The organism is Nocardioides sp. GXQ0305, from assembly GCF_050880345.1.
Taxonomy (GTDB): Bacteria; Actinomycetota; Actinomycetes; order Propionibacteriales; family Nocardioidaceae; genus Nocardioides.
This window is the reverse complement of sequence record NZ_JBNYXG010000003.1, coordinates 436,586-460,684: the sequence shown is the minus strand read 5'-3', so window position 1 is coordinate 460,684 and position 24,099 is coordinate 436,586. Positions and strand designations below refer to the sequence as shown.

Sequence of the window (24,099 nt, the reverse complement as noted above, 5' to 3'; positions counted from 1 at the left end):
GCGCGTGGCCGGCCCACGCCCCGTCGGCTTCGACGCCACCGGCGTGCGCGAGGCGTACGCCGCGGCCGGGGACGACCTGGTCGTGCTGGCCGAGCAGGTGTCCGCCGACGCGTGGGACGATCCCGCGCTGGGCGACTGGACGGTCCGCGACCTGCTCGGCCACACCACGCGCTCGTTCGTCACCGTGACCGACTACCTCGTCAGCGGTGCCGGAAGGACTGTCGAGCTGGGCCACCCGTTCGACTACGCGGCGGTCTTCGCGATGGCGCACGCCGACCCCGCCGCCATCACCGAACGCGGCCGGGCGGCGGGACGGGAGCTCGGCGACGCCCCGGTGGAGGAGGTACGTCGCCGGCGGGATGCCGCCCTCGCCGCCGTCGCCGGCCACCCGGACGACGCCCCCGTCGACACACCGGCCGGCGTGATGCGACTCGCCGACTACCTGCCGACCCGCGTGTTCGAGCTGGTCGTCCACGGCGACGACCTGGCGCGGGCGATCGGGGTCGAGCCACCGGCCGACGTCGCCGCCCGGACCGTCGCGACGACCTTCGCCTCCGGCCTCGCGGCCGAGGCCTCAGGGGCCTGGTCGGTGCTGCGGGCCCTCACCGGTCGCGGCGGGCTCGCCGCCGGCTTCACCGTGCTGTGAGGCGGTCCGCCGCTGAGGCTCACCCACCCCACCGCACCAGTCGCCGTACGCCGGGTGAGGATCGCTGCGCCTCCCACGCCTCGGCCACCGCGGTGGACGGGTGGGCCACGTGGTCGAGCCGGAGCCGGCCCGCGGCGAGGTGGTCGAGCACCTCGCGGTAGCGCTCACGGCGGACGCCGAAGTCGTCCATCGCCGTGGAGGTCGCGCGCACGGTGGCGCGATGGCCGCGCAGCGGCACCGACGGCATCTCGACGCTGGTCGCCGCCGCCTGTCCGACGTTGACGAGCCGGACGCCGAAGCGTCCCGCCTGCAGGGCCGCGACCGCCGGGGTCCCCCACAGCGGGTCGACCACCACGTCGACCCCTCCCCCGGAGGCCTCCCGCAGCTCCGCGGCCAGCTCGCCGGCGGGCCGGTCGTCGAGCACGACAGCGGCGTCCGCGCCCAGCTCCTCTGCCCGGGCCAGCCGTTCCGCGTCCCGTCCGGCCGCCACGACCCGGCCGGCACCGCGCTGCCGGGCGAGCTGCACCGCCACCGCACCGACCGCGCCGGTGGCGCCGAGGACCAGCACCGTCTCGCCCTCGACGAGGTCGGCCGCGTCGAGCGCCCGCGCGGCCGTGATGCCCGGGACCCCGAGGGCCGCCGCGTCCTCGTCGTCGACCGTCGAGGGCAGGGCGACCAGGCCGGCGTCGTCGACGACGACGTAGTCGGCCAGCGCACCGTCGGCGCCGTACCCGGGGTGACCCAGCTCGAAGCGGACCCGGGTGCCGACCGGGTGGCCGGCCGACTCGACCACGCGGCCCACGCCCTCCACGCCGGGGACGTACGGCACCTGTGGCGGACCCTGGAAGAAGCCGCCCGACGCCACGTGCAGGTCGATCGGGTTGAGCGCCGCGCAGGTGACCGCGACCAGCGACGCCGCCCGCTCGCCCGGCACCCGGGCAGGGGCGTCCGCGTGCTCGATCGGGAAGCCGGGAGGGACCGTGGTCACGGGGTCCGGGACCGCGACCCGGGCGAGCTCGGGCACCCGGCCGGCCTCCCGGACGACAGCTGCCCACATCTCACCGGCCGGCATCGTCGTCGACGTGCCTCAGGTCGTCGTCGAGGGGACGGCGGTGTCCTCGACGGCGGTCTCCGACACCGTGCCGCCGAAGTACATCGTCGCCAGGTCCGGGTCGGAGAGCACGTCGGCGGCCGGCCGCTGGGTGATCACCTTGCCGCTCTCCATCACGATCCCGTCGGTGGCCATCCGCATGCCGAAGCGGACGTTCTGCTCGACCAGCAGGATCGTCTTGCCGCTCTGGCTGAGCAGCAGCACCGAGTCGTAGAGGACCTGCAGCGCCTTGGGGTCCAGGCCGAGCGACGGCTCGTCGAGCAGCAGCAGCACCGGGTCGAGCATCAGCGAGCGCGCGAACTCGACCATCCGCCGCTGGCCACCGGAGAGGTTGCCGGCGTTCTCGTTGCTGCGGTCGGCCACGATCGGGAAGAGCGAGGCGACCTGGTCGTAGCGCTCCTTGATGAGCGCCTTGTCGCGCCGGATGATGTACGCCCCGAGCAGGACGTTCTCCCTCACCGACATCGACGGGAAGAGCGCGTTGGACTGGGGGACCTGCGAGATCCCCTTCTCGAGGATCGTGGCCGCCGAGCAGGTGTGGATCGGCTCGCCCCGGAGGTGCACCTCACCGAGCCGCGGCGTCAGCAACCCGCTGACCGTCCGCAGCACCGTGGACTTGCCGGCGCCGTTGGGTCCGACGATGCACCCCACCGCGCCCTGGGGGACGGTGATGTCGACCCCCTGGAGCACGTCGCCACCGCCGTAGCCGGCCACCACACCCTGCATGCGGAGCATGGGCACTGCGTCCGCGTCGCTGCTCATCCCTGCACCACCTTCGGTTCGGCCACGAAGTCGTCGCCCAGGTAGGCGTCGATCACCGCGGGATCGCGCTTGATCTCCTCCGGCGTCCCCGACGCCATGGTGCGACCGCGCCCCAGGACGTGCACCGGGTCGCACAGCCCGAGCACGAACGGCATGTTGTGCTCGACGATGAGGAAGGTCTTGCCGTACGAGTTGAGCTCGCGGATCATCTCGCCCATCCGCTCGATGAGCACGGGGTTGATGCCACCGGCCGGCTCGTCGAGCATGATCAGCTTGGGATCGAGCATCAGGATCTGCGCGAGCTCGACCAGCTTCTGCTGACCGTAGGACAGTGCGTGCGCCCGCTGGTCGCGGAAGTCCCGCATGCCGACGAACTCCAGCAGCTCCTCGGCGGCCTGCGCCTCCTTGCCGCTGACCGCGATCCGGCCGAGACCGGAGACGGAGAAGGAGCGCTGCACGGCGACGACGTTCTCGAGCACGGTCATCTCCCGGAACAGCCGGGTGATCTGGAAGGTGCGGCCCAGCCCCAGGTGCGCGCGCTCCCACGACTTCTTCCCGTCGATGCGCTGGCCGTCGAGCCAGATCTCCCCCGACTCGGCACGGATGGTGTCGTCGATGAGGTTGAACAAGGTGGTCTTGCCCGAGCCGTTGGGCCCGATCAGCCCGGTGATCGACCCCTCCGGCACGACCAGGCTGGCCCCGTCGACGGCCTTGACCCCGCCGAAGTGGCGCTTGAGGTCCTTGACCTCGAGCAGCGGGCGGTCCGGGAGCTGGTCGCGGTCGACGAGCCGGACCCGGTCGGTGAGGGAGGCCAGGCTGCCGCCGGTCCCGATGCGGGCGCCCACCAGCCCGGCCTTGCCCCGGGTGCGCAGCCAGTACAGGACCGACTCGATGGCGGGCAGGATGCCCTTGGGCAGGAAGATCACGACCGCCACCAGCAACCCACCGAAGAGGAAGAGCCGGATGTTGCCGCCACCCCAGTCGTTGTTGGCGGTCTCGTTGAGGTACTCGACCAGGAAGGCGCCCAGCACGGGTCCCCACAGCGTGGCCTTCCCCCCGATCAGCATCGAGAGGACCAGCTGCACGCTGACCAGGATGCTGAACATGCCACGGGGGTCGATGAAGGTCAGGTAGTAGCCGTAGACCGCACCGGCCATCCCGACGAAGAGGGTGCTGGCCATGAAGGCGATGATCTTCTCGGTCGGCAGGTTGATGCCGATCGTGGCGGCCTTGCTCTCGTCCTCGCGGATGGCGATCAGGCCCATGCCGAGCTTGGAGCGCCGGATCCACCACGTCATCAGCAGCTGCAGCGCGAGGATCGCGACGAGCGCGTAGTAGAACGGCAGGTTGCCCAGATCGGGATCCCAGTCGGGCAGCGGCAGGGTGAGCCCGGCCGTGCCGTTGGTCAGGAAGTCCCAGTTGACCGCGAAGACCTGGACCAGGAAGAGGAACGCGACCGTGATGATCACGAAGGCAGGTCCGCTGGAGCGCAGCGAGACGAAGCCCAGCACCAGCGCCACGACGGCCGCCACGAGCCCCGCCAAGGGCACGAACAGCCAGGGGCTGGTGTCGGGCATCCGCGTCGCCAGGACGCCGATGGTGTAGCCGCCGAGCCCCACGAAGGCTCCCTGGCCCAGCGAGATGTAGCCGGCGAAGCCCGAGATGATGTTCAGCCCGCTGGCGCCGATGGCGAAGACCAGCGAGAGGATGATCATGTTCTGGTAGTAGAGGTCGTCGCTCACCAGCGGGAAGGCGACCAGGGCGCAGGCGGCCACGAGCCCGACGGCGCGCCCGCTCCACAGGACGGGGTCGAGGCGACGGGCGGTCGGGCCCGCCGGCTCGGGGGTCACTCCCTCGGCGGGGGTGGTGGTCATGTGGTGACCGCATCCTCTCTCAGTCGGGTGCCCATCAGGCCCTGCGGCCGGACGAGCAGCACGGCGAAGACCACGGCGTACGGGACCGCGGTCGCCCAGGAGGGCGACCAGTAGGCGGCCGTGAAGGTCTCGGCCAGTCCGAACAGCACGGCCCCGAGCACCGCCCCGTTGAGGCTGCCGAGCCCGCCGAGCACCACGATCGCCAGCAGGCGGGCGATCCACTGGTAGTGCGAGCCGGGGACGAACGGGTAGAGCACGCCGGTGATCGCTCCGGCCGCACCGGCCGCGGCGATGCCGAGCGCGAACACGAGCGCGGCGACCGCCGCGACCTTGATGCCGACCAGCTCGGCCGAGGACGGGTTGCTGGCCGCCGCCCGGATGGCCCGCCCCAGCCACGACTTGGTCAGCACCACCCAGAGCAGCACCAGCACGAGCACCGCGATCAGGCCGCCGTAGACCTGCGCCTTGGGCAGGAAGAGCCCGGCGAAGGTGAACGACTCGTCGGCGTACGACGGCCTGATCGCCGTGGAGTTGTTGCCCCAGATCGTGCCCATCGCACCCTCCAGCACCAGGGCCAGGCCGAAGGTGAGCAGGACCGTCGACGACATCGGCGCGGTCCGGATCGGCGACACGACCACCTTGTAGGTGATCCAGCCGAGCGCGAGCACGACCGGGGTCGTGACGACGATCGCCAGCAGCGGGTCGAGGTCGAAGGCGTCCCACAGCGAGTAGGTGATGAAGGCGGCCAGGACCACGAACGCGCCGTGCGCGATGTTGATCACCTTCATGACCCCGAAGATCAGGGTCAACCCACTCGCTGCCAGGGCGTAGACCCCGCCCAGCAGCAGGCCGAGGGCGAGTGTCTGGAGCAGCTCGGTCATCAGCCGCTGCCGCCGGGCTTCCAGCCCTGCACGAACTCGTCGGTCGTGGCGATGTCCTCGGGAAGCACGAACTCCACCGTGTCACCCTGCCACTGCCCGATCAGGAACTCACCGGTCGGGGAGCCGTCCTCGTTCCAGCTCAGGTCACCGAGGATGGTCTCGACCGAGTTCTCGCGCAGCCAGTCCGCCATCGCGGTCTGGTCCTCGACGTCACCGACGGCCTCCACCGCCGCCGCCAGCACCTGGCCCGACGCGAAGGCGTCGGCGGCGTCCTCGGGCGGCTCGCCACCGAACATCTCCTCGTACTTGGCGACGAACTCCTCGTTGCCGGGCGTGTTGGCGCTCGGGGCGTGGCTGATGCCGAAGAGGATGCCCTCGGTGTTCTCGGGGCCGATCGCCTCGGCGTACTGCTCACCCAGCGAGGGCGCGGTGGTCTGGTAGAGCCACTGCGGCTGGAAGTCGGCCTTGAGCATGGCGCGCACCAGGCCGACGCCGTCCTCGAAGACCGCGCCGTGCACGACGACGTCGGGGTCGGCAGCCTTCATGGAGGTCACGATGGAGTCGAAGTTCTTGGTGTCGATGGCGTAGGTCTCGGTGTAGACGGTCTCGATGCCGCCCGCCTCCATGATCTCGCGCATCCCCTCGACCGCCGGCGTGGCGAAGGGGTCGTCGATGGTGGGGTAGGCAGCCGTCTCCGGCCGCTCACCCTCCGGGAGCCCCACGAGGTACTCCGCGAAGAGCTTGCCCTGCAGGTCGGCGGTGGCCTGCTGGGTGAAGAACAGGTACTTGAAGCCCCGGCTGAACATCTCGGGGGAGCCGCCGGCCGGCTCGACGTAGAGCATCTGGTTGCGTTCCGCCACGGCCGACGCCGGCAGGTTGAGCAGCGAGGAGAAGGTCCCGAGGAGGAGGTCCACCTCTTCCTGGCTGATCAGGGCGTTGTAGTCGGCCACGATCGTGTTCTGGTTGGAGGCGTCGTCCTTGACGACCAGCTCGACCTCGCGGCCGAGCAGCCCGCCCTCGGCGTTGATCATCTCCCGCCAGACCTCGTACCCCTGCTCCGCCGCCTGGCCGGGCTGGGAGAACTCGCCGGTCAGGGGCAGCGAGGTCCCGATCCGGATCGGACCCTCCCCACCGTCACCGCCGCCGCTGTCGCCGTCGCCGTCGTCGCCGCCACAGGCGGCGAGGCCGACGGCCAACACACCCGTCAGGGCCGTGGCCACCAGGCCGCGGCGCCGGGAGATCTTCGCCATACTTCCTCCTCGGTGAAGCCGCAATCGATTGCGGCACCCTCAGTGTTGTGACCGCCGCCACATCGTGTCAAGGGTCAGGGGGTGATTTGCCCGCCAGGTTTCCTCGATTGATGCAAACGGTTGTGGACACGTCGCGTCAGCGGGGGGTCAGGTGCTCGCTCATCCAGTCGGCCATCATCGGCCGCACGGAGACCGACAGGTTGGAGCACCCGTGGTTGCCGTCGTCGTAGGCGATCAGCTCGGCCCCGGGAGTGGACTCGGCCTGCTGGCGCGTCTGCTCCCACGGCACCAGCCGGTCGAGCTTGCCGGTCACGTAGAGGGTCGGCACCGCGATCTGCTCGCAGACGTCGGTGAGGTCGAGCGCCGCCGCCCGGTCGCGAGCCTCCGCCGAGGAGCCCGCGTGCGACTTCACCGTCCAGGTCTCCCGGGTCATCGGCGGGAGGGAGTCCCACAGGTCGCCCCAGCGGTAGGGGCCGGCCATCGCCACCATCGCCCGGACCCGTGGCTCGTGCGCGGTCACTCGTGGGGCGTAGTAGCCGCCGAGGCTGACCCCGTAGAGCCCGGTACGCGACAGGTCGAGGTCCTCGCGCCCCTCCAGCAGGTCGAGCACGGCGGTCACCGCCACCTCGTAGTCGTGGCGGGCCGGCAGCAGCGCGGCGGTCTCCCCCTGCCCGGGACCGTCGAGCGACACCGTGGCCATCCCCCGGTCCAGGAAGGACTGCTCGAGCCAGAAGAACTCCTCCTTGGTGGAGTCCAGCCCGGGCACCAGGACCACCAGGGGCGGCCGGTCCACGCCGGGCGGTCGGCGCAGGTTGCCGACGACCCGGGCCCCCTCGAGCGGGACGGTGACCCGCTCGGCGGTGGGGTCGAGGTGGGCGTGTGCGCGCCGCAAGGCAGCCACCGAGCGCTCGCCGGCCTCGGCGCTGAGGTCCCGGTCCACCATCCAGACGAACTTCCCGAAGTGGTGGCACACCGCGGCGCGCAGCCAGGCGTGCCCGGCGCTCAGGGTGCGCTCGCGCGACTCGCACTCCTGCGCCTCGCGCTCGTGGCGCTCCGCGGTCCGGCTCCACTCGGGCAGCCAGTCCTCCCACGTCGCGACCCGGGCCGTGGTGGCCACGAAGTCGTTGTGGTCGACGCCGTTCTGGACGAACCGCGGCGCCCAGTGCTCGATCGCCGCCGCGACCCTGGCGTCGGTCATCGGGCCACCGCTCGCGGTCGCGATGCGATCACCTCGGCGAGGCTGGAGCCCCGGTCGTCGAGGATGACCCGGGCGGCGTTGCGCCCGGGGGCTCCGGTGATCGAACCACCGGGATGGGTGGTCGCACCGGTCTGGTAGAGCCCCGGGATCGGCGTCCGGTGCTGACCCCACCGCGGCGCCGGGCGGAGCCCCCCGATCTGGGCGATCCCGCGCTCCCCTCCGTGGAAGGAGCCGTCGACCATGTGGCGGTTGCCACGCTCGATGTCACGCGGGCTCTTCACCAGCCGGCCCACCACGTGCTCCTCGGCGAGGTTGGGCACGATCCGGCGGATGTGGGCCAGCTGCCGCTGGGCGTGCTCCTCCTTGGCCTCCTCCCACGACGTCCCCTCGGGCGGGTCGGGCTGCTGCATGCTGAGCAGCTTCACGGTGTGGTGTCCCTCGGGGGCCCTCGACGGGTCCACCAGGGTCGGGGTCGCGACCAGCAGCCAGGGGACCTCGGTCACGAACCGGCCGTCCTTGAGGTCGCGGCCGTACTGCACGACGTCGCGGAGCCAGCCGACGGTGCCGGCCGAGACGGCCGCCTGCGAGACGCCCTCGGTCTCGAAGACCGGCGGGGCGTCGGTCTCGAGGTAGATCGCGAACGCCGACAGGCCCAGGTCGTAGGTCGAGATCCCGAAGAGCCAGTCGTCGTCCCACGCCTCCCGGGGCGCCATCTCGGTCAGGTGCCGCACGTGGATCGTGGAGACCACACCCTCCCGGGCGCAGTAGGTCTCGCCGTCGGCGGTCCGTACGCCGACGCAGCTGCCGCCCTCGAGCACCAGCTCGGTCACCGTGGTGTCGCAGACCACCGTGACGCCGAGGTCGTCCAGGCACCGGACGAGCGCGTCGGTGAGCGCGCCGGACCCGCCACGCGGGATGGTCCAGCTGCGCTTCTGGCGACCCGCCTGGATCGAGATGGCCAGCATGCCGGTGCCCCCGCCGTCGATCGGCTGGGCGGTCTGGAAGGCCTGCCAGGCGAGGTAGGCCTTGACGTGCTCGTTCTCGAACTCGCGGTCGATGACGTCGGCCGCGGTCATCAACCGCCGGCGCAACCACCGGCCACCTCGGGGGTGCTGCTCGAGTGCGGTCGGCAACGGGGTGCCGTAGCCGGGCGGGGTGAAGCTGGCGTCGCGCACCAGCCCCGAGATGGCGCCGTAGTCCTCGATCATCCGCCGGTAGGTCTCGGCGTCGGTGCGGGAGTAGCGCGCGAACTGCTCCACGGTGCGGTCGAGGTCGAGCCAGCTGGTGAACGGGCTGCCGTCCGGCAGCACGACGTGGGCGATCGGGTCCGGCATGTCGTAGACCAGGCCGTAGTCGGCGAGCAACCGCAGCTCGTCGTCGGCGAGCAGCGGGTTCGCCTGGATCAGGGTGTGCCCGGTGGAGCAGCTGTCGAAGCGGTAGCCCGGGTCGAGCAGCTCCTCGCTGGCGGCGCCTCCCCCCGGGATGCTGCGGGCGTCGAGCACCACGCACGAGTAGCCCGCGCGGGCGAGGTACGCGGCGGTGATCAGGCTGTTGTGCCCACCCCCGGCGATCACGAAGTCGACGGTCTCGGTCATCAGTGGCCTCCCCAGCCCGGGCGCGGCAGTCGCCGCAATCGATTGTGACGAGGGTAGGACCAGCAGTCGGTCTCGGGCAAGAGTCGATTACCAGAGAGGAATCGATTCTATGAGCCATCCCCCGTGCGGGACCGCTCCGCGCTCGCGGCCCCGTCGGGCATCGCCATGTGGGCCTCGAGCAGCGCCCCGGCACGCTCGGCGTCGCGCGAGAGGACGGCCTCGAGGATGGCGCGGTGCTCCCCTGCGACGTCCCGGTCGGGGTCGGGGTCGGGCACCCACACCCGGTGCAGCTCGGTGGCGTCCCAGAACCGCTCGCAGACGGCGAGCATCGGAGCATTGCCACAGGCCCGCAGCAGCGTGCGGTGGAAGTCGGCGTGCGCCCGCGCCCACGCCGGGTTGCGGTCACCTCCCGCGCCCTCCGGCGCGCGCGGCTCGCGCGCCAGGCGATGGTGGGCGGCAACCACGTCGGCCTCCCAGGCGACGTCACCGCGGCTGACCGAGAGCCGCAGCGTGGCCCCCTCGATCACGCAGCGGGCCTCGATCACCTCGGCGAAGGTCTCCGGGGAGAGGTCGGCCACGAAGAAGCCACGGTTCCGCTCGATCCGGACCAACCCCTGGGCGGACAACAGGTTGAGGGCCTCGCGCATCACGCCGGCGCTGACCCCCAGCCTCCGGCCGATCTCCAGCTGCTTGAGCCGCTCGCCCGGCTGCACCTGCCGCTCCAGGATGTCCGAGCGCAGCCGGTCGTAGACCTCGAGGGCGAGACTGTCGCTGTCTCCGCGGCGGACCACGGCGCAGAGTCTAACCTCAGGCGCGGAATCGATTGTGGGTCGACGACGACCACGGGCTCAGGCGAGCAGCCCCACGGGTCGCTCCAGGAGCCCGGTCAACGCCGCGAGCCAGCGCGCGGCGACGACGCCGTCGACCGGACGGTGGTCGACCGACAGGGTCAGCGTCATCACCGAGCCGGGCACGATCGCGCCGTCGGCGACGACCGGCTCCTCACGCACCGCGCCGACCGCGAGGATCGCGGCGTGCGGGGGGTTGATGATCGCGGCGAACTCCTCGACGCCGTACATGCCGAGGTTGGTGACCGTGATCGACCCGCCCTCGAGCTCGCCCTGTCGCAGCCGGCCGGCGCGGGCGCGCTCGGCGAGGTCGCGGACGGCCGCGGCGAGGGAGGAGATCGTGTGCCCGCCCACGTCGCGCACGACCGGCGTCACCAGCCCGCGGTCGGTGGCCACCGCGAGGGCGATGTCGGCCTCGGCCCACCGGCGTACGGCGGCGTCGGTCCAGGTGACGTTCAGCTCGGGGACCCGCTGGTGCGCGGCGGCGACCGCCTTCACGACCAGGTCGTTGACCGAGACCTTGACGACTCCGTCGAGCGTCTCGTTGAGGTCGGCGCGCAACGCGAGCAGCCGCTCCACCCGGACCGTGGCCCGGAGGTAGAAGTGGGGCGCCTCCCGCTTGCTGGCGACGAGCCGCTCGGCCGTGAGTCGACGCATCCGGCTGTGGGGCTCGTCGTGGAATCCGCCCGCCGCCTCAGGGGACCCGGCGGCGGGCGGAGACGGGGCGGGGCTCGCGGCACGGGCGGCGACGGCCGCCTCGACGTTGCGCCGCAGCACCCGGCCGCGGGGGCCGGTGCCGGTGATCTCCTCGATCGGGATGCCGGCGTCGCGGGCCAGCCGGCGTGCCAGCGGGCTGGCGAAGACCCGGCCGTTGGAGGTCGCCGGCGCGGGCGCCGGTGTCTCGTCGGGGGTCGGCGTCGGCGTGGTGACCGGCCCGGGCTCGGGCACGGGGGATCCCGAGCCCGGGTCGGTGTCGGGGACGTCCCGGCGCTGCGGGACGACGGGGTCGGTGGCCTGGTGGTCGGGGCCGGCCACCCCGAGCTCACGGAGCAGAGCGTCGAGGTCGGCCACCTGCTCGCCCGGGTCGGCGAGCACCGCGATCGGGGCACCGACGTCGACCTGGGAGCCGGGCCGCACCAGCGTCTTGAGCACGACGCCGCCACCCTCGGCCTCGATGTCCACGAGCGCCTTGTCGGTCTCGACGGTGGCCAGCGCGTCGGCGTCGGCGAACGACGCCTCCTCGGCCACGAGCCACTCGGCGAGCACCCCCGAGGTGTCGCTGGCCGCCAGGCCCGGCATCCGCAGCAGCCGCGTCACGTCAGTACCGCGCGATCTCGGTGAGCTCGGCGATGACCTCGTCCCTCTGGGCGATCGCCGCACGCTCGAGCACCCTGCTGATGCTGGGTGAGGCCTCGGCGCCGGTGACCCGGCGCACGGGGGCGTCGAGCAGGTCGAAGAAGCGGCGGTGGATCTCGTCGGCCAGCCAGCCGCCGTACGACGTGCCGACCGCCCCCTGCTCGGCGATCAGCACCTGGTTGGTCCGGGTGAGGCTCTCCTCGACGGTGTCCCAGTCGATGCTGGCCCGGTCGAGCCAGCGCAGGTCGATCACCTCGGCGTCGACCTGCCCGAACTCCTCGACCGCCTCCAGCACGAACGGCACCATGCCGAGGTAGCTCAGGATCGTGACGTCGTCCCCCGTCCGGCGCACCGCCGCCTTGCCCACGGGCAGGCAGTAGTCGAGGTCGTCGACGGGCGCGGGACCGACGGCGTTGTACAGGTCGACGTGCTCGAGGACGACGACGGGGTCCTCGCAGCGGAGCGCGGTGTTCATCAGGCCGACGTAGTCGTAGGGCGTGCTCGGCGCCACGATCCGCCACCCCGCCGAGGTGGCGAAGATCCCGGCCGGGTCCATGGAGTGCTGGGAGCCGTACCCGGTGCCCATGGCCACCTTGCTGCGCAGCACCAGCGGTACGGCGCCGCCCCCGCCGTACATGTGGCGGGCCTTGGCGACCTGGTTGAAGAGCTGGTCGGCGGCCACCCACATGAAGTCGGCGTACATGAACTCCACGACGGGGGTGAACCGGCCGTCGAGGGCCATGCCGAGGGCGAGGCCGGTGAAGGCGTTCTCGCTGATCGGGGTGCCGAGCAGCCGGTCGGGGAACCGCTCGCGCAGGCCGCGGGTGGCGCCGTTGGTGCCGCCGTTGAGGCGGTGGACGTCCTCGCCCAGGACGACGACCCCGGGGTCGGTCTCCATCCGGCGGCCGAGCACGGCGGCGATCGACTCGACCAGCGTGCCGTCCTGCACCGCGACCGCGTGCCCCTCGGGGGCGACGACGGGCGCGTCGGCGAGCTCGGAGAGGTCCCCGCGCACGCCGACGTCGACCCACGCGGGGTCGGGCCACTCCGACTCGCGGATCCGCCGCTGGCCGGGCTTGCCGCCGGGCAGCGGCTCCAGCAGGGTGCTGCCGATCTCCTCCATGACCGCCCGGGCCTGCGCGAGCGCCTCCTCGGCGCCACCCTCGCCGAGCAGACCGATCCGCTGCAGCTGCGCCGCGGTGACGGTGATCGGGTCGCGCTCCCGCCAGGCCTTCTCCTCCTCCTTGGTGCGGTAGCCGAAGGCGCTTCCGGCGAACCCGCCGTTCTGGTGGAAGTAGCGGTAGGTGTCGACCTCGACGACGGTCGCACCCCCGCCGCGGCGCATGTGGTGGACCGCCTCGGTCATCGCCAGGTGGACGGCCAGCGGGTCCTGGCCGTCGACCTTCCAGGAGGCCAGGTTGAAGCCCGGGCCGCGGGCCGACAGCCGCGGCTCGGCCGTCGCCTCCTCGACCGAGGTGGAGACGGCGTACCGGTTGTTCTCGATGAAGAAGCACACCGGGAGGGACCAGGCGCCCGCGAGGTTCATCGTCTCCAGCGTGGAGCCGATGTTGACGGCCCCGTCGCCGAAGTAGGTCACCGCGACCGCGTCGGTGCCGGAGCGCTGGTGGGCGAAGGCGAAGCCGGCGGCCTGCGGGACCCCACCGCCGACGATGGCGTTGGTGCCCATCGCGCCGGCGGCCTTCCACTGGAGGTGCATCGAGCCGCCGCGCCCGTGGCTCCAGCCACGGTCGAGCCCGGCGATCTCCGCAAGCGTCCGCAGCAGCACCTCGCGCATCTCCTCGGTGGGCGGCGCGAGCGGGTCGATGCCCTTGGGCTCGACGTGGTGGAGCGCCTTGGCGAGGAACTGGTGGTGGCCCCGGTGGGATCCGTTGACCGAGTCGGCGCTGGTGAGGGCCAGCACCGAACCGACGGCGCCGCCCTCCTGGCCGATGCTCGAGTGGGCGGGGCCGTGGATCAGGCCCGCCCCCGCCAGGTCGAGCACGTGCTGCTCGAAGGCGCGGATCCAGACCAGCTGCGCCAGGAACGTACGCAGCAGCGCAGGGTCGGCCGCGTCCCAGTCGTCGTCGCCGGAGACGACCGCCACCCACGGGGCCGCGGGCTGGAGCGGGCGGTGCTGGGGCATGGGTCCCTCCCTCGACTGCGGCTCGGCTGCGCCTGCACTGTGGCACAGGGTTGGATCCAAAATCCAGAGTTGGGAGTGATGGACACCACACGATGACGCGTGGTTTGCTGAGCGGGCTCGGCATTTCGGATCCAGAAAGGTGCCAGATGGGACTGCCCGGCCTCCGGCGGCTCGACCACGTCGGGCTCACCGTCCCCGACCTCGAGCAGGCCCACCGGTTCCTCGTGGACGTCCTCGGCTGCGACTACCTCTACTCGCTGGGCCCGTTCTCCCACCCCGACCGGGACGACGACTGGATGGCCACCCACCTCGACGTCCACCCCCGCGCGGTGATGGTCGAGAACCGCTGGTTCCGGCTGGGCGAGCAGCACTTCGAGGTCTTCCACTACTCCTCCCCCGACCAACAGGTGGTACGGCCGCGCAACAGCGACGTCGGCGGTCACCACATCGCCCTCTACGTCGACGACCTCGACGCCGCGATCGACCACCTGCGGGAGCACGACGTCGAGGTGTTCGCCGGCCCGACCGCCAGCCGCGGCCCGGCGGAGGGCAACCGGTGGATCTACTTCCGGGCGCCCTGGGGCCTGCAGATGGAGCTGGTCTCGGCGCCGGGCGGGAAGAAGTGGGACCGGGAGAATCCACGGTCATGAGCACCGACGAGAGCACCGGCATCGGCAGCACCCGCGTGGCGGCGTACCTCCGGGAGGCGATCCTGGGCGGCGAGCTGCGGCCCGGCGACCGGATCCGGCAGGAGGAGGTCGCCGCGAGGCTCGGCGCCAGCCGGCTTCCGGTGCGCGAGGCGCTGCGGATGCTCGAGGCCGAGGGCCTCACCGAGCACGCGCCGCACAAGGGAGCGCGGGTGCCGCGTCTGTCCCAGCACGAGGTCGACGTGATCTACCGGATGCGCGAGCGGCTCGAGCCGCTGGCGCTCGCCGAGAGCCTGCCCCAGCTGACCGAGGGCGACCACGAGCAGCTCGCCGAGGTGCAGCAGCGGATCGAGGACCTCCAGGACGGTGACCTCGAGAAGTTCCTCGACCTCGACCGCGAGTTCCACATGCTCACCTACTCCGGCTGCACCATCGACCCGCTGATGTCCAACGTGACCCGGCTCTGGAACTCCACGCAGCCCTACCGCCGCAGCTTCGTCGCGCTCGGGGGGCGCAGCCGGATGTGGGTGGTCAACTCCGAGCACCGGCTGATCCTGGACGCCGTCGTACGCCGCGACGCCGACGACGGCGAGCGCTTCCTCGGTGGCCACATCCGCCGCACCCGGATCGAGCTCGGGCTGCACCCCGAGGTGTTCACGTGACCGGGCTCGTCGTCAACGGTGCCCCGGTCACCGTCGAGGGCGACCCGGACACCCCCCTGCTGACCGTGCTGCGCGACGACCTCGACCTGGTCGGCACCCGGTTCGGGTGCGGCCAGGGACTGTGCGGCGCCTGCTTCGTGCGGCTCGGTGCCGCCGTGGTGCCGTCGTGCCAGACGCCGGTGTGGCAGGCCGAGGGCCAGTCGGTGACCACGGTCGAGGGACTGTCCCACGACGGGTCGCCCCACCCGGTCCAGCAGGCCCTGCTCGACCGGCAGGCCGCCCAGTGCGGCTTCTGCATCTCCGGGATCGTGGTCCGCGCGGCCGCCCTGCTCGAGGAGGAGCCGGACGCCGACGCCGAGCGGGTGGCCGAGGCGCTCGACCGCAACCTGTGCCGGTGCGGCGCCCAGGGCCGGATCGTCGCCGCCGTGCTCGCCGCGCAGGAGGCAGAGTGACCGAGCTCCCCGCGCACGTCCGGGCCAACCCCAGGCTCGGCAGCTGGCTGTCGGTGGCCGACGGCCAGGTGCGGGTGCGGATCGGCAAGGTCGAGCTGGGTCAGGGCATCACGACCGCACTGGCCCAGGTCGCCGCCGACGCGCTCGGCGTACCCCTGGCGCGGGTGCGGATGGTGCCCGCCCACACCGCCCTCGGCCCCGACCAGGGGCTGACGGCCGGCAGCCTGTCGGTGCTCCAGTCGACGCCGGCGCTGCGACACCTGGGGGCTGTGGTCCGTGGCCTGGCCGGGCCCACGGACCCGCTCGACCCCTACCTCGCCCGGCTCGCCGGGCTGGACCCGGACCTGGACCTGCGCGCGTACGCCGCCGACGCCGCACCGGCCGAGCCGGTGGCGGTCGGTTACAGCGCGTCGCGGCTCGACCTCCCCGACAAGGTGCTGGGCCGACCCCGCTACCTCGCCGACCTGCGGCCACCGGGGCTGCTCCACGCCCGGGTGCTGCGGCCGCCGTCGGTCGGCGCCGCGCTGCGCGAGGTCCCCGAGGGCTGGAAGGCCCCCGGGGTGACGCTGGTGCGGGACGGGTCGTTCCTCGGGGTCGTCGGCGAGCGCGAGGCCGACGTCGACCGCGGGCTGGAGGAGCTGCGAGCCGCCGCGACGTGGGACGAGCAGGAGCTGCTGCCCGACGAGGACGAGCTCGACGGCTGGCTCCGGTCGGGGCAGCACGAGGAGGTGCCGGTCCTCGACGAGGAGGGTGCGCCGGACCACGCGACCGCGACCCTCTCCGCGCGCTACGGCAGGCCGTTCCTGCTGCACGCCTCCATCGCGCCGAGTGCCGCGCTCGCCCGCTGGGACGGCGACCGGCTCCGGGTGTGGTCGCACAGCCAGGGCATCCACGCGCTGCGCGACGCGCTCGCGGCGACCCTGGGGCTCGAGCCCGACCGGGTCGAGGTCGAGCACGTCGAGAACGCCGGGTGCTACGGCCACAACGCTGCCGACGACGCCGCGCTGGACGCCGCGCTGCTGGCGCGGACCGTTCCGGGCCGGCCGGTGCTGCTGCGGTGGACCCGCCCCGACGAGCTCGCCTGGGGCCCGCTCGCACCGGCGATGAGCGCGACGGCGTCCGCGACCGTGACCGAGGGCCGGATCACCGGCTGGCGCTACGACGTGTGGGGCCCGGGACACTCCTCGCGGCCCGGGTTCCGAGGTGCGCCCGGACTGCTGGCCGGCGCCCACCTCGCCACACCAGTGGCCCTCCCGCCGCCGACCGACCCACCCCTGGCCGCCGGCGGCGGCACCACCCGCAACGCCGTCCCGCTGTACGACGTCGGCGCCCGAGCCGTGACCGGCCACCGCAAGACCGACTCGCCGCTGCGTACCTCCGCGATGCGCGCGCTCGGGGCCCACCTCAATGTGTTCGCGATCGAGAGCTTCGTCGACGAGCTGGCCGACGCGGCCGGCGTCGACCCGCTCGCCTTCCGGCTCGCCCACCTGTCCGACCCGCGGGCGGCGCACGTCGTCGAGACGGCCGCCCGGCTGGGTCACTGGGACGGGACCACCGACGGGGACGTGGGGCGCGGCCTCGGGTTCGCCCGCTACAAGGACCGGGGCGCCTACTGCGCCGTGCTGGCCGAGGTCGAGGCCACCGCCGAGGTCCGGGTACGCCGGCTCACCGTGGTCGCCGACGTCGGAGAGGTGATCAACCCCGACGGCGTCCGCAACCAGCTGGAGGGCGGCGCGGTCCAGGCGACGAGCTGGACGGTGCGCGAGCGGGTGCGCTTCGACCGCAGTCGGCTGCTCTCGGTGGACTGGGAGGCCTACCCCCTGCTGCGGTTCACCGAGGTCCCGGAGGTCCGGGTCCACCTGGTCGAGAGCGACGCCCCCGCCGTGGGGGCCGGCGAGGCCGCCCAGGGACCGACGTCCGCCGCGATCGCCAACGCCGTCCACCGCGCGCTCGGCGTGCGCGTCCGCCACCTGCCGCTGACGGCCGAGGCCGTCGTCCGTGTCATCGAACAGTCCGAGTGAGGAGAGAAGGATGCCCAGGATCAGCTACGTCCCGATGTCGGAGATGGACGAGGTGATGCGCGCCGAGATGGAGCGCTGCGCCCGTGACGGCACCCCGCGCCCCGAGTCGTCGGCGGTACGGGCACACGCCCCGGAGGTCTTCAAGACCTTCACCGAATACTGGCACGCGACCTTCCGCACCGGCGAGCTCGACCACGCCGTGAAGGAGCTGTGCCGGCTCTACATCACCCGCACGACCAACTGCCAGTTCTGCGGCAACCAGCGCTCGTCGACGGCCGGTCTCCCGGAGTACGCCGACGACGACCTGCTCAACTTCGAGTCCTCCGCGTCGTACGACGACCGCCAGAAGGCGGCCCTGGCCTACGCGCAGGCGATCGCCTGGGGCGAGCAGGACCTCGACGGCCTGTGGTCGCGGCTGCACCAGCACTTCGACGAGCGCGAGCTGGTCGAGCTGGGCTGCTTCGTGGCTCTCACCTTCGGTCAGCAGTCGTGGATCCGGCTGCTCGGCATCGGCCACCAGGAGTACGACGTGGACGGGATCGACTCGACGGCCGGGCTGGCCGAGGGCGTCGCGCGGTGACCACCGCCGACGTCGCCACGGCGCCGGCTCCGCTCCAGGTCGAGCCAGTGGCCGGCTCGGACCGACCGGCGCAGTACCTCCTGGCCGAGACCCTCGACGGTCTCTACGTGCCCTACGCGCTCCGCCTGCCCGACGGCCCGGGGCCCCACCCGTTCGTGGTGGTCGCCTACGGCAACGGCGGCGGCGGCCTCGCCTGGTTGCGCGACCGGGTCCACCGCTACCGGCACGTCACCGACGTGCTGCTCGACGCCGGCTACGCCTGCGCCTGGATCCGCTACCGCACCGAGGTCGAGCTCGGCTACCAGAACGGCGGCCGCCTGCGCACGACCGTGCGGCAGGGCATGGGCCTGATGAACCGCGCCCCGCTGGAGTACGAGGACGAGGTCGCCGTGCTCCGCGACGCCGCCGCCCGTCCCGACATCGATGCGGAGCGGCTGTTCCACGTCGGCGTCAGCCATGCCGGCGAGATGCTGTTCAAGCTGCTGTCGCACTACCCGGGCCTGCTGCGCGCCGGGGTCGCCGCGGAGCCGGCGTGCCACGAGCTGCTCACGTTGCGGCTCGAGGACGAGCCGACCGTCACCAGCGACGGCGGGCTGCGGGACATCGAGAGCATGGAGATCCGTGGCGTGGACCGGGCCAGGAGCCGCGTCGCGGACCCCGAGGAGGTGGCCGCGCGACTCAACGCGGTTGACATCCCGGTGCTGGTCCTCGGGCGCGAGGAGGACGAGCTCCAGGGCATCTTCCGGCTCACCTACGAGCTGCTCGCCGAGCGCCGTGAGGACGCGGAGTGGCGCTCGTGGTCGCACGACGTGCACGGCTACCTCTACCCGGAGGGCGACGAGACCCCCGAGGTCGACGAGGTGCAGCGCGAGGCGCTCGCCGTGGTCGTCGACTTCCTCGACCGGCACAACACCTGATGGAGGAGCACGGCATGGACCGTCCGATCGGACGCGTGGGCTTCGTCGGCCTCGGCGCGATGGGCAGCGGCATCGCCCGCCGGATCATGGACGCCGGCCACGACGTCGTCGTCTGGAACCGCACCCGAAGCAGGGCCGACGACCTGCTCGCCGCCGGCGCCGGCTGGGCCGACACGCCCCGCGAGGTGGCCGCCGGCTGCGAGGTCGTCTTCACGATGCTGACCAACACCGCGGCGATCGAGGGTGCCGCCCGGGGCGACGACGGCCTGCTCGCCGGGCTCGGCCCGGGGAAGGTCTGGGCCGACCTCAGCACCATCGCCCCCGACGCCAGCGTCCGGCTCTCCGAGGAGGTCGCCGCGACCGGTGCGCGCTACCTCGACACGCCCGTGTCGGGCAGCCCGGCCACCCTGGCCGCCGGCCAGATGTCGGTGATGGTCGGCGGCGACCGGGCGGCGTACGACCGGGTCGAGGGGCTGCTGCACGCGATCGGCCCGAAGGTCACCTACATCGGCCCGAACGGCCACGCGATCCTCACCAAGGTCGCCATCAACCTCTCGCTCGTGGTGTCGGTGACGGCGTTCGCGGAGGCGGTCACCCTGGTCGAGAAGGCAGGCGTCGACCGGGCTGCCGTGGTCGACGCGGCGCTGAAGAGCGTCATCGCCTCGCCGGTGATCGGCTACCGGGCGCCGCTGCTGGTCGACGACGACACGGTCTACGCCGACGTCGAGCTGCAGCAGAAGGACCTGGTGCTGGCCCAGGACCTGGGCCGGAGGCTGGGGGCGATGGTGCCGACCTGCTCGGCCGCGAGCGAGATGCTCAGCGCGGCGCGCAGCAGCGACCTGGCCGACCGCGACTTCCTGGTGAGCGTGGCCGACGTCTACCGACGAGCTGCAGGAGTGACCCGATGACCGACCCGCGCCCGCCCTTCCGCACGACGATCCACGACGTCCCCCTCGAGCAGAACCTGCGCGAGGACGAGGGCTGGGTCGACATGCAGGTGCAGTACCTCGTCAACTCCGAGCGCGGCGACTCCGACGGCCTCACCGTCGGCCGGACCGTGCTGCCACCGGGCGCTCGCCACGACCGCCACCTGCACACCGACGCCGACGAGTTCCTGGTGGTGATGTCCGGACGGGGTGAGGTCCACACCAACACCGGTCGCGAGCCGTCCCGGGCCGGCGACGTGATCTTCACCCCGCGCGGCAACTGGCACGGCTTCGTCAACACCGGTGACGAGGACGTGCTGCTGATCTGGGGCTGGAGCGGGGCCGGGTCGCTGGCTGCCGCCGGCTACGGGCTCCCCGACCCCGACGACGACTTCGACGACCCGTCGTGAGCGACCTCGACCAGAGGATCCTGCGGGGTACGACGGGACTGCTGGCCGGCGTACCGTCACGCGCGGGGCTGGTCGGCTGGAAGCTGGGCTTCGGCGCTCCGACGGCGCTCGCCTCCCTCGGCACCGACCGCCCGCTGGTCGGCGTGCTCCCCCGCGAGCGGCTGCTGCCCGACGGGGCCACCGTCGAGGTCTCGGGCTGGACCCGGGCCGTGCTCGAGGCCGAGGTCGCCGTCCACCTGCGCGACGACGTGGGCCCCGGCAGCTCCCCCGAGGCCGCGCTCGCCGCGGTCGACGGGTGGGCGCTGGCCATCGAGCTCGCCGACATCGACCACACCCCCGACGACGTCGAGCGGATCCTGGCGGGCAACATCTTCCATCGCCACCTCGTGCTCGGACCGCTCGTCGGGTCGCGACCGTCGTCGTCGGCCTTCGCGGTCCTGCACGACGGCGAGGTGGTCGCCGGCACCGATGCGCCGGAGGAGCTCACCGGCGAGCTGGGCTCGGTGCTCGCCGCAACCGCCGGAACGCTCGCCGCCTGCGGCGAGGCCCTGTCTGCCGGTGACGTCGTCATCACCGGCTCGGTGGTCCCACCCGTCGGCCTCTCCAGCGGCCGGTACGACGTCGACGGCGGCGAGCTGGGCGGGCTGTCGGTGCTCATCCAGGCGTGACAGATCGGCACCGACTCGCAATCGGTTGTCACGTGTCGGGTGCGTCGGAAACCCTTCGTTGACGCCCATGTGAGCATGTGACTAGCATCACAGGTCACTCATGGTGCATACGTTTGCACCCCGGCAATGCATGGGGAGAAAGCACCCGGTTCCGACATGAAATCCACTCTCACTCCCCCGTGGCGGGGGGCGGTCGTGCTCGCCTCGACCCTGGTGCTGGCCACGACGGCCACCATCGTCGCCAGTGCAGGTCCCGCTCAGAACACGCGTCCGGCGGCGGCGCCCGGATCCGTCGACATGGTGCTTCTCGGAGGCAAGATCTCCACCCTCGACGAGAGCAACCGGACCGTCTCCGCGCTCGCGGTCGAGGACGGTCGGATCGTGCGGGTCGGGACGGACAAGCAGGTGCGCAAGCTCGCCGGCGCCGGCACCCGGGTCGTCCAGCTCCAGGGCCGCCGCGTCATCCCCGGACTGATCGAGGGCCACCTCCACGCGTTGCGCACCGGCTACCACTGCTGGACGCAGACGGTCCGGCTCGACCAGGTCACCACCCGGGCCGCGGCGCTCCAGGCGCACGCCGACAAGGCCGCCGAGCTTCCCGACGGTGCGTGGATCTGGACCACCGCCGGCGGCTGGAACATCGGCCAGCTCGACGACTCCGCTCCGTTCACGCTCGCCGAGCTCAGCGCAGCTGCGCCGGACAACCCGGTCTGGGTGACCGGGTCCGGGATCACGGGAGCCCGCGTCAACCAGGCGGCGCTCGACGCGGCCGGGCTGACGGCGTCCTCGCCGGGCGTCGAGGTCGACGGCTCGGGCAACCCCACGGGTGGGATCTCCGGCGCCGCCAACACCACCGCAGGCGCGACCATCCGGGCCCAGCTCGACCAGCTGGGCATCGAGGGCGAGGCGCAGTGCCTCTCCGACTTCCTCGACGAGGCCGCGAGCCGCGGGCTCACCTCGATCAAGGACGCCGGGGGCAACAACGCTCCCTGGGGCACGACCGGCGCGATCAGCGACGGGCTCCACGGCGAGGAGCCCGGCATGTACCTCTACCGCAACGAGGGGCTGCCGGTCCGCATCGCCTACCACCAGATGTCCCGCTACGCCGGCCCGGTCGCGGCCATGGAGGACCTGCGCAACGCGGTCGGCTTCCTCGGTGACGACTGGTTCAAGTACCTCGGCCCGGGCGAGGACACGATGGCCACCGACGCCGGCTACTCCGACTTCACGACCATGGCTGCGCGCAAGCAGCTCAGCCTGGAGACCCATGTCGGCGACATCGAGGCGATCCTGGCGGGCTTCGAGGCCGCCGCCTCCGTCGCACCCGTGGACGGCCTCGAGTGGCGGATCGCCCACCCCGCGGACGGACAGCCGTCGGACGAGCAGATCGCTCGCGCCAAGGCCCTCGACGCCGGGTGGATCCTCACCTTCTCCTCGGTGCGCAACGGCGCCGACGGGCCGCGCTACCGCTCGGTGCTCGAGCAGGACGGCAAGTTCTGCCTCGCCTCGGACGCGATGAACGTCGCCCCGTGGCAGCCGTTCCAGAATCTCTGGTACGTCACCACCGGCCAGACCATGCTCCCCGGCGTGGAGGGGGTGCCCGCCGACCAGCGGCTCAGCCGGCTCGAGGCGCTGCGCCACCAGACCGTCGAGTGTGACTGGACGATCGACCAGGAGGGCCAGGTCGGGTCGCTCGAGGTCGGCAAACTGGCCGACCTGCTGGTCCTCGACCAGGACTACTTCCAGGTCCCGGCCGAGGACATCCGCTCGATCCGGCCGTTGCTGACGGTCGTCGGCGGCGAGGTCTCGTGGTCCTCCGGTCCCTACCGGAACCTGCGCTGAGCACCGCCCGGGTCCCGGGCCGGCCCCCCGCCGGCCCGGCCCCGGGTTCTCCGTGCTCAGCGATTGGATGGGTGTGGGTGCGGCAGCTGTTGCCGGCTCCTGTCTCGCGTCCTATGCGGCGGTTTGACGCGGTCGCGCGACGCAACTGCCCAGCGCGTCCTGCGGCGAGGCCGACGCTCGTAGATCTCAGCGATGGGGGCCGTCCCCCATTTATGGGGCGGGCCTCGCGGAAACCACAAGGAGGCGAAGCCGGCGTCTCAGTAGGTGCCTTCCAGTTGAATGTCGCTGTGGCTGAAGAGACTGGTCCCACCGACTCGCAGTTCAAGATGATCTGGGAGCGCAATCTCTGCCCAGACATCGAGAAGTTGATGGCACGAGTCGACGACCGCGACGAGTTTCAGGTGCATCCCCAGTCATGGTTGGGCGAGGACGATATGTGGGCCGACCCGTTCCAGGTCTCTCATGCGGTGAAGCAGTGCCTCGTCGCGGCCGTAGATCATCTGCACGCCTGCAAGGTTCTTGTCGCCGACGCTGGAGCAATGCACCTCGCGGCACCTGCATCTTTGGTGCGCGGATCGTTGGAGAACGCCGCCGCAGCTTTCTGGATGCTTCACCCAAAGGATCGCGCTGTTCGGGTGACCAGGGCACTTCAATGGCGAGCCAAGGATGCACACGACGAGTACGTCGCCCTGGCCGGGATCAATCCCGAGGCCGAGCCGAAGAAGGAGGCACAGCGGGGCGGCTTGCTGAGGTCGCCGCACGGCACAGTGAAGTCGGCGCGAGAGTCCTATCCAAAGGGTTAACCAGCACGGCGATGGTTGAGTACGCCGACCAGAACACACGCAATGACGTCCAGGTCCTCCTCATGTGGCGGATGTGCTCGGGGTTCGCGCACGGTAGGCAGTGGGCGGCCTTGTCGTGGGGGTTGAGGGAGACCTTCCCGACCTCGAACCCCGATGTGCTGTCGGTGAAGTTCACCAACGATTTGTCGCGCATCGTGATGATGACTTTGACCGCGACTCACCTCATCAACGAGGTCGAGAAGCTGCACGCCAAACGGGCACGCCGGTAGCCGTCGGCTCCCGCCGAAGCTACGCGGCGACCCGCGACCAGACCATCTCCAGGGCGTCTGCTCCACTGTGAACCTGGTTGGCGAGGGACGGGTAGACGACGAACTCGTGCGGGATGAACGGCCAGCGGCGTCCGAGGGTAGCGACCGCGAGCGAGGCGCGTCAGGGGCCGCGTCAGTCTGCCGCCTGCCGGCCTCATGCGCCGATGTACTAGAAGGGTTCCGCGCTGAGTCCCTCCGT

Annotated in this window: 23 protein-coding genes; 13 read left to right on the top strand and 10 right to left on the bottom strand. The window is 72.1% G+C overall.

Annotated elements, in window-relative coordinates:
• Positions 1-4 precede the first annotated feature (4 nt).
• Positions 5-646: a maleylpyruvate isomerase family mycothiol-dependent enzyme gene (locus ACQ1X7_RS10810; protein ID WP_432478193.1), complete on the top strand. Its 642-nt coding sequence runs from the start codon at positions 5-7 to the stop codon at positions 644-646.
• 19 nt (positions 647-665) lie between these two features.
• Here the strand turns inward: ACQ1X7_RS10810 and ACQ1X7_RS10805 are convergent, their stop codons facing one another.
• The 10 genes from ACQ1X7_RS10805 to ACQ1X7_RS10760 form a co-directional block, all read right to left on the bottom strand.
• Positions 666-1,703 (bottom strand): quinone oxidoreductase family protein, encoded by a 1,038-nt coding sequence (locus ACQ1X7_RS10805; protein WP_432478192.1) that lies wholly within the window; start codon positions 1,701-1,703, stop codon positions 666-668.
• Between the two features lie 30 nt (positions 1,704-1,733).
• A complete protein-coding gene (locus ACQ1X7_RS10800) occupies positions 1,734-2,519 on the bottom strand; it encodes an ABC transporter ATP-binding protein (RefSeq protein WP_432478191.1) in 786 nt (261 codons plus the stop codon).
• Positions 2,516-4,393, bottom strand: coding sequence for a branched-chain amino acid ABC transporter ATP-binding protein/permease (locus ACQ1X7_RS10795; protein ID WP_432478190.1), 1,878 nt, complete (start codon positions 4,391-4,393; stop codon positions 2,516-2,518). The genes ACQ1X7_RS10800 and ACQ1X7_RS10795 overlap by 4 nt, the downstream gene beginning before the upstream one ends.
• Positions 4,390-5,274, bottom strand: a complete 885-nt coding sequence (locus ACQ1X7_RS10790; RefSeq protein ID WP_432478189.1) for a branched-chain amino acid ABC transporter permease — start codon at positions 5,272-5,274, stop codon at positions 4,390-4,392. Before ACQ1X7_RS10790 ends, ACQ1X7_RS10795 begins: the two co-directional genes overlap by 4 nt.
• Positions 5,274-6,524, bottom strand: a complete 1,251-nt coding sequence (locus ACQ1X7_RS10785) for an amino acid ABC transporter substrate-binding protein (RefSeq protein WP_432478188.1) — start codon at positions 6,522-6,524, stop codon at positions 5,274-5,276. Before ACQ1X7_RS10785 ends, ACQ1X7_RS10790 begins: the two co-directional genes overlap by 1 nt.
• 136 nt (positions 6,525-6,660) lie before the next feature.
• Positions 6,661-7,722, bottom strand: coding sequence for an alpha/beta hydrolase family protein (locus ACQ1X7_RS10780; protein ID WP_432478187.1), 1,062 nt, complete (start codon positions 7,720-7,722; stop codon positions 6,661-6,663).
• Entirely contained in the window at positions 7,719-9,317 is a 1,599-nt protein-coding gene (locus ACQ1X7_RS10775; RefSeq protein ID WP_432478186.1) for a phytoene desaturase family protein, read from the bottom strand. Before ACQ1X7_RS10775 ends, ACQ1X7_RS10780 begins: the two co-directional genes overlap by 4 nt.
• A 107-nt stretch (positions 9,318-9,424) precedes the next feature.
• A complete protein-coding gene (locus ACQ1X7_RS10770) occupies positions 9,425-10,108 on the bottom strand; it encodes a GntR family transcriptional regulator (protein WP_432478185.1) in 684 nt (227 codons plus the stop codon).
• A gap of 57 nt (positions 10,109-10,165) precedes the next feature.
• Positions 10,166-11,482, bottom strand: a complete 1,317-nt coding sequence (locus tag ACQ1X7_RS10765) for a 2-oxo acid dehydrogenase subunit E2 (RefSeq protein ID WP_432478184.1) — start codon at positions 11,480-11,482, stop codon at positions 10,166-10,168.
• Between the two features lies 1 nt (position 11,483).
• Complete coding sequence (locus tag ACQ1X7_RS10760; protein ID WP_432478183.1) at positions 11,484-13,664, bottom strand: alpha-ketoacid dehydrogenase subunit alpha/beta; 2,181 nt, start codon at positions 13,662-13,664, stop codon at positions 11,484-11,486.
• A gap of 146 nt (positions 13,665-13,810) precedes the next feature.
• Here ACQ1X7_RS10760 and ACQ1X7_RS10755 point away from each other — a divergent pair, with 146 nt between their 5' ends.
• The 12 genes from ACQ1X7_RS10755 to ACQ1X7_RS10700 all read left to right on the top strand — a co-directional run bounded on the left by ACQ1X7_RS10755 (position 13,811) and on the right by ACQ1X7_RS10700 (position 23,861).
• The gene (locus tag ACQ1X7_RS10755) at positions 13,811-14,314 is read left to right on the top strand and encodes a VOC family protein (RefSeq protein ID WP_432478182.1); all 504 of its coding nucleotides are present in this window, start codon (positions 13,811-13,813) and stop codon (positions 14,312-14,314) included.
• Positions 14,311-14,973 (top strand): GntR family transcriptional regulator, encoded by a 663-nt coding sequence (locus ACQ1X7_RS10750; protein WP_432478181.1) that lies wholly within the window; start codon positions 14,311-14,313, stop codon positions 14,971-14,973. Before ACQ1X7_RS10755 ends, ACQ1X7_RS10750 begins: the two co-directional genes overlap by 4 nt.
• Positions 14,970-15,425, top strand: coding sequence for a (2Fe-2S)-binding protein (locus tag ACQ1X7_RS10745; protein WP_432478180.1), 456 nt, complete (start codon positions 14,970-14,972; stop codon positions 15,423-15,425). The genes ACQ1X7_RS10750 and ACQ1X7_RS10745 overlap by 4 nt, the downstream gene beginning before the upstream one ends.
• Positions 15,422-17,446: a molybdopterin cofactor-binding domain-containing protein gene (locus ACQ1X7_RS10740; protein ID WP_432478179.1), complete on the top strand. Its 2,025-nt coding sequence runs from the start codon at positions 15,422-15,424 to the stop codon at positions 17,444-17,446. Before ACQ1X7_RS10745 ends, ACQ1X7_RS10740 begins: the two co-directional genes overlap by 4 nt.
• A gap of 10 nt (positions 17,447-17,456) precedes the next feature.
• The gene (locus ACQ1X7_RS10735) at positions 17,457-18,026 is read left to right on the top strand and encodes a carboxymuconolactone decarboxylase (protein ID WP_432478178.1); all 570 of its coding nucleotides are present in this window, start codon (positions 17,457-17,459) and stop codon (positions 18,024-18,026) included.
• The gene (locus tag ACQ1X7_RS10730; protein ID WP_432478177.1) at positions 18,023-18,943 is read left to right on the top strand and encodes an alpha/beta hydrolase family protein; all 921 of its coding nucleotides are present in this window, start codon (positions 18,023-18,025) and stop codon (positions 18,941-18,943) included. The genes ACQ1X7_RS10735 and ACQ1X7_RS10730 overlap by 4 nt, the downstream gene beginning before the upstream one ends.
• Before the next feature lie 14 nt (positions 18,944-18,957).
• Positions 18,958-19,851, top strand: a complete 894-nt coding sequence (locus ACQ1X7_RS10725) for an NAD(P)-dependent oxidoreductase (protein WP_432478176.1) — start codon at positions 18,958-18,960, stop codon at positions 19,849-19,851.
• Positions 19,848-20,279 (top strand): cupin domain-containing protein, encoded by a 432-nt coding sequence (locus tag ACQ1X7_RS10720; RefSeq protein WP_432478175.1) that lies wholly within the window; start codon positions 19,848-19,850, stop codon positions 20,277-20,279. The genes ACQ1X7_RS10725 and ACQ1X7_RS10720 overlap by 4 nt, the downstream gene beginning before the upstream one ends.
• Complete coding sequence (locus ACQ1X7_RS10715; RefSeq protein WP_432478174.1) at positions 20,276-20,947, top strand: fumarylacetoacetate hydrolase family protein; 672 nt, start codon at positions 20,276-20,278, stop codon at positions 20,945-20,947. Before ACQ1X7_RS10720 ends, ACQ1X7_RS10715 begins: the two co-directional genes overlap by 4 nt.
• Before the next feature lie 156 nt (positions 20,948-21,103).
• The gene (locus ACQ1X7_RS10710; RefSeq protein WP_432478173.1) at positions 21,104-22,789 is read left to right on the top strand and encodes an amidohydrolase; all 1,686 of its coding nucleotides are present in this window, start codon (positions 21,104-21,106) and stop codon (positions 22,787-22,789) included.
• Between the two features lie 287 nt (positions 22,790-23,076).
• Positions 23,077-23,592: a hypothetical protein gene (locus ACQ1X7_RS10705; protein ID WP_432478172.1), complete on the top strand. Its 516-nt coding sequence runs from the start codon at positions 23,077-23,079 to the stop codon at positions 23,590-23,592.
• Between the two features lie 11 nt (positions 23,593-23,603).
• Complete coding sequence (locus tag ACQ1X7_RS10700; protein ID WP_432478171.1) at positions 23,604-23,861, top strand: hypothetical protein; 258 nt, start codon at positions 23,604-23,606, stop codon at positions 23,859-23,861.
• The last annotated feature ends 238 nt before the right edge of the window (positions 23,862-24,099 follow it).